This is a genomic window from Pseudomonas tehranensis (assembly GCF_014268615.1).
Classification (GTDB): Bacteria; Pseudomonadota; Gammaproteobacteria; order Pseudomonadales; family Pseudomonadaceae; genus Aquipseudomonas; species Aquipseudomonas tehranensis.
The window spans coordinates 1-5,831 of the sequence record NZ_JABWQV010000282.1 but is presented as its reverse complement, the minus strand read 5'-3'; the positions used below and the strand labels follow the sequence as shown (position 1 = coordinate 5,831).

Sequence of the window (5,831 nt, the reverse complement as noted above, 5' to 3'; positions counted from 1 at the left end):
CTATCGCGAGCAGGCTCGCTCCCACATGGGCACTCGCAGCGATCAGGAAGCATCAAGCCGGCTTGGCCTCCGCCAGCGCCTGTTGCGCCAGTTCCTTTTCCGCTTCCTTGATGTCGTCTTCGCTGATCATCTCCGCGATCACCCGCAGCCGCTCCACCACCCGGGCATTGACGCTACCCTCAGGGAATTCACCGTTTTCATCCGGCTCGCCGGCCGGTTCGCCCACCAGCAGGCTCAGGGCTTCGTCGGCCTGACGCACCGCATAGACGTGGAACTGCCCGGCGCGCACGGCGGTGAGCACTTTCTCGTCAAGCATCAGGGTGGCGACGTTGGCCTGGGGGATGATCGCCCCCTGCTCGCCGGTCAGACCACGGGCTTCGCAAAGGCGGAAGAAGCCTTCGATCTTCTCGTTGACCCCACCCACCGCTTGCACTTCCCCAAACTGGTTGATCGAGCCGGTGATAGCGAAACACTGCTTGAGCGGCGTCTTCGACAACGCTGAAATCAGCGTACACGCCTCCCCCAGGGAGGCGCTGTCGCCGTCTACATAGCCGTAGGATTGCTCTAGGGCAATGCTGGCCGAGATCGCCAGAGGAAACTCCTGGGCGTACCGGCTGCCCAGGTAACCGGTGAGGATCATCACGCCCTTGGAGTGGATCGGTTGGCCGAGGTTGACCTCTCGCTCGATGTCGACAATGCCGCTGCCGCCGGGGTAGACCGTGGCGGAAATCCGCGCCGGCACGCCGAACGCCGAATCACCCACCTCCAGCACCGTCAGCCCGTTGCACTTGCCTACCGCCGCGCCGTCGGTGTCGATCAGGATGATCCCCGCCAGCATGTCGTCGAGAATCCGCGCCGAGACGCGCCCGGTACGGGTGGCCTTGGCCTTGAGGGCGCGCTCGATGTGACCGGCGTCAGTCATCTCGTCACCGGCCAATTGACGAATGAAATCCGCCTCGCTGACCAGTTGAAAAAGATCGCCAATGCGCGCCGACAAACGCCCCTGATGTTCGGCCAGGCGCGCACTGTAGGTGGCCAGGCGCGCCACCGCATCGGCGGTCAGCGGGGCCATGCCCTCCTCCGAAGTACGGGTCTTGAGCAACTGGGCGAACTGCTCCAGGCTCTCGTCCCCCATCGGAATGTCTTCGTCGAAATCCACCAGTACGCGAAACATTTCCTGGAAGTCCGAATCCAGATCCTGCAAGGCGTAGTAGAGCTGGCGGGCGCCGATGATCACCACTTTGACTTGCAGGGGGATGTGCTGCGGGGTCAGGGTGACCGTGGCCAGACGACCCAACTCGCCCAGTGGCGACTCCATTTTCAGTTTGCGCGATTGCAGGGCACGCTTGAGTGCATCCCACACGAACGGCTCGCCCAGCATTTTTTCTGCTTCGAGGATCAGGAAACCACCGTTGGCCCGGTGCAAAGCCCCTGGGCGCAGTTGCCGATAGGTGGTGTAGAGCGCGCCCTGGTCAGTGCTGTACTCAATGCGTCCAAACAGGTTGTCGTAGGTCGGGTGCGGTTCAAACACCACCGGCGCGCCACCGCTGGTTGGGTGCCCTACCATCAGGCTCGGGGCGTATTGCTCCTCCAGCAGCTTGCGGGCGATGGCGTCAGACTTGCTGTCGTCCACCAACTGCTCGACCACCGTCTTGAGCAAGTACACCTGCATGGCTTGCAGGTAACCGCAGACCGCGGCGTTCTCTGCGTACTTTTCCGACAGCGGTGCCAGCAACGGCTGCAGGGCCAGGGTGATGGTTTCTTCGTTGAGGTGACGCATCTGGTTGCTGGACTCGCGCTTCCACTGCGGCAGGCTGGCAAGCTCTTCGTTCAGGCGTTCTTCCAGACCTGAGATGTCGTCATGAAAACGCTCGCGCTCAGACTCCGGCAACTGGGCGAATTCCGCCTCGTCCAGGGCCTTGCCCTCGCTCATCGGCGTGAACGCGATGTTGCTGCTGTCACGGTACAGGGCGACATCCTTTTCCAGCGCCAGACGTTCGATGACATCCAGGGCGCGGTCGTAGCGCTGGTTGAACGCACGGTCGATGGCGCTTTTTTTCTGTTGATAGGACGGGTGCTCGAACACTGCCGGGAAAGTCGCCAGCAGGTTGTCGATCAGGCCGTTGATGTCGGCGATGAACGCGCCCGCCGTACCCGATGGCAGCTCCAGGGCACGGGGTTCGCGGGGCTCATCGAAATTATTGACGTAGACCCAATCCGCCGGGGTCTGCATACGCTTGCCTTCGGCCTTGAGATAACGCTTTACGAACGAAAACCGGCCAGTGCCGGGCTCTCCCATGACAAATACGTTGTAACCGGGGCGCGGCATGGCCACGCCGAACTGCAATGCTTCGACCGCACGCTCCTGGCCAAGCACACCGCGGAAGGGTTCCAGATCATTGGTGGTAGAGAAGCTGAACTGTTCAGCGGAAAACGGGCGGGTCAGCGCTTCGGGCGCTAGACGCAAGCTGGCAGCAACAGGATCAGGCATCGGGCTTCCTTACATCAGGCGGGGCAGATAGCGGCATTCTGGCGCTGCCTGCACCTGACTGGCAAGAAGCGCCTCAGGCCAAAGCATAGTCCAGGGGTCACCCCTGAGCCCGAGCCCGTCAATTCATGACACTGCAGTTACTTTTTGCAAAATGTCACGGAACCCCAGGATCGTGCCTAAACTCCAAACTGCGCGGCTGGAACAATAACCGGCCCACTGGCGCCAGCGGGTGCCAGACCCTGTCCATTGGTATGCACATAAAAGAGAACATAGCTATGAAACGGATTCTTCTCGGTACTCTCTTCACCGCTGTATCCCTCAACGCCATGGCTCAGGCGCCAGGCGGTCCGGATTGCGGCTGGGGCAACATGCTGTTCGAAGGTCAGCGTGGCACCCCGGCTCACTTCCTGGCATCCACCACCAACGGCACCTCCGGCAACGCCACCTTCGGCATGACATCCGGTACCAACGGCTGCTCGACCAACGCGGCACTGACCTACGGTGGCAAGTCCTGGCTGGCCATGAACGGCATGATGAACGAGCTGTCCGAAGACATGGCCAAGGGCCAAGGCGAAGCGCTCACCACCTACGCCGTAGTACTGGGCGTGGCGCCGGAAGACCGTGCGCATTTCTCCGCTGTCACTCACGAGCACTTCCAGCAGATCTTCAGCAAGGCTGATGTGACCGCAGAAGACGTGCATACCAACACCCTGGCCGTGCTGAAAAGCGACCCACGCCTGGCCAAGTACGCCACTCAAGCTTAAGCTCGACACCACTCGCTCCTCTCGGGGAGCGGGTTTTCTTTTTGGGGCCCCTTTCGGTCTTTATTTTCGACTTTCCAAGTAGCCAACTATGCTCAAACGCCTTGCCTGGCTGGCGCTCTGTGTGTGCGCCCCGTTGTCCGCCGCACCTCATGTCGACCCTCAGCGCTTGCAGCAATTGGCCAACGACCGTTTCTGGATTTCCCTGGGCCACTACGAAACCGCCAAGCTCGGCGGCTGGCGCAGCTATATCAGCGACAAAGAATTTTTCCTCGCTCCCGACGGCAACGAACATCCCGATCATGAACTGACCGCCACGGTGCAAGCCCTGTACGGCCCCGCCAGCGCTGGTCAGCAACACGCCCAATGTGTGTACCCGGCGCGTACACGCTGGCTGAAGGCGCAGCTCAACCTGACGGATCTGCCGACGGTTGACTGCAGTGAGTTCACCCAATGGTTCAAGGATGTCGCGCCCCACAGCGCGGTGATGATTTTTCCGGCCGCCTACTTGAACAGCCCATCTTCGATGTTCGGCCACACCTTGCTGCGCATCGACCAGGCCGATGTGCAAAGCGACAAGACCGCGCTGCTCAGCTACGCGATCAACTTTGGTGCCTACATCGAAGGCTCGGACAACAGCATTCTTTATGCCTGGAAAGGCCTGATGGGCGGTTACCCGGGCCTGTTCGCCCTGGTGCCCTATCAGGAAAAACTCTCCGAGTACCGCAGCCTGGAAAACCGCGACCTGTGGGAATACCGCCTCAATCTGAGCCAAGTGGAAACCGAGCGCATGGTCGAGCATGTGTGGGAACTCAAGCAGATTGAGTTCGACTATTTTTTTTTCGATGAAAACTGCTCCTATCGCCTGCTCGAACTGCTGCAAGTGGCCCGTCCCAGCCTGCGTCTGACCGAGCAATTCCCGTTGACGGCGATTCCCACCGACACCGTGAAGGCGGTGAAAGAAGCCGGGCTGGTGGAAAGCATCGAATACCGTCCCTCCCGTGAGCGGGAGCTGCTCAGCCGCGCCGAACCGCTCAGCGACGACGAGCAACAATGGGTGCTGAAAGTCAGCGCCGACCAGAAACAACTGCAAACCTCAGCATTCAAGGCATTGCCTCGCGCCCGCCAGGCGCTGATCATCGACGCGGCCTATCGCCTGGAGCGCTACCGCGCCAACGGACAGGAACGCGACCCGCAGCGCGCCCAGCGCAGTTTCGAACTGTTGCGGGCGATCAACCAGAACCCCGCGCCGGAACTCGACATCCCGCGACCGGGCCTGCCCGAGGATGGCCACGAGTCGCGCACTTGGCAGGCCGGCCTCGGCACGCGTGGCGACCGGGCGTTCGGCGAATATGGCCTGCGCATGGCCTATCACGACCTCAACGACAACGCCGAGAGTTTCCCGTTGGGCGCACAGATCGAGATCCTGCAACTGAAGCTGCGCCAGTACGAAGGCAATGACTGGCAGGTGCAACAGCTGGACCTGGCAACCATTCGCTCGCTGACTCCGCGCAACGAGCTGCTGCAACCGCTGTCCTGGCAAGTCACCGGCGGCCTGGAACGGGTGCCGGGCAAGCACGACGATGAGACCCTGGTCAGCCACGTCAATGGCGGAGCCGGCGGCACCTGGGCACTGGGTGACGACGTGCTAGGGTTCGCCTTGGGCACGGTGCGGGTCGAACACAACAACGACTTCGCCCAGTTCATCGCTCCCGCAGCGGGTTTCAACACTGGCGTGCTGTGGAAAAACCCGCTGGGCAACTTGAGCCTGGAGGCCAAAGGCGACTATTTCATCAACGGCGAAGTGCGCCGTAGCGTGAGCCTGAACCAGCAGTGGGAACTGTCACGCAACCTAGGTCTGCGCCTGAGTGCCCAGCGCGAGTTCAGCCATCTGGCGTCACCGGAGAACGAAGTGATGCTGGAGGTGAAGTGGTATCACTATTGACCAAAGCGTTTACCCGTCCACAAAAAGCGACGAGACGTTTTTAGACATCCAGCGAAACCAAAAGCCTGCGACCATGGCCCAAACTCCAATAGAGGAGAACGCCATGAGTCGCGCCTTCGTCAATGAGGACAACGCCGCTGCCCAGGCCGATCAACCGGTCGAGCGTCAGGTCAGCGTGCAACCCAATTACGTCACGCCCGCCGGACTCGCCCAATTACAGGCCCGGGTCGCTGAGCTGCAGGCGCTGCACAGCCAGCAGGTGGCCAGGGGAGAACTGGCGGACAAGCAGCGAATCGCGGATATCGAACGGGATTTGCGCTACTTCAATCAGCGCTTGCAAAGCGCGCAGGTCGTTACGCCGACTTCATTGGATCAGGTGCGGATCGGGCATTGGGTGACCTTTATCGATGAGCACGATCACGAGCAGCGGGTGCAACTGGTGGGTGAGGATCAGGCTGATGCGGCCAAAGGGTTGATCAACTGGGGTTCGCCGCTGGGGCGGGCTCTGCTGGGGACGAAAGTGGGCGATGAAGTGGTCTGGAAACGGCCGGTGGGGGATTTGGCCATTGAAGTGGTGGCGATAGAGCCGGGGTGATCTTGCCGGGTTCATCGCGAGCAGGCTCGCTCCCACAGG

At 61.3% G+C, this 5,831-nt stretch carries 4 protein-coding genes; 3 read left to right on the top strand and 1 reads right to left on the bottom strand.

What is annotated here, in order from left to right:
• Positions 1-52 precede the first annotated feature (52 nt).
• Positions 53-2,491, bottom strand: coding sequence for a Lon protease family protein (locus HU811_RS24030; protein ID WP_092403429.1), 2,439 nt, complete (start codon positions 2,489-2,491; stop codon positions 53-55).
• Positions 2,492-2,766: 275 nt separating this feature from the next.
• On the opposite strand from HU811_RS24030, the gene HU811_RS24025 reads away from it, so the two are divergent.
• The 3 genes from HU811_RS24025 (at position 2,767) to HU811_RS24015 (ending at position 5,792) form a co-directional block, all read left to right on the top strand.
• Complete coding sequence (locus HU811_RS24025) at positions 2,767-3,255, top strand: DUF3015 domain-containing protein (protein WP_057451579.1); 489 nt, start codon at positions 2,767-2,769, stop codon at positions 3,253-3,255.
• Positions 3,256-3,343: 88 nt separating this feature from the next.
• Complete coding sequence (locus tag HU811_RS24020) at positions 3,344-5,197, top strand: Lnb N-terminal periplasmic domain-containing protein (protein WP_186658452.1); 1,854 nt, start codon at positions 3,344-3,346, stop codon at positions 5,195-5,197.
• Positions 5,198-5,300: 103 nt separating this feature from the next.
• The gene (locus tag HU811_RS24015; RefSeq protein ID WP_186658449.1) at positions 5,301-5,792 is read left to right on the top strand and encodes a GreA/GreB family elongation factor; all 492 of its coding nucleotides are present in this window, start codon (positions 5,301-5,303) and stop codon (positions 5,790-5,792) included.
• Positions 5,793-5,831 lie beyond the last annotated feature (39 nt).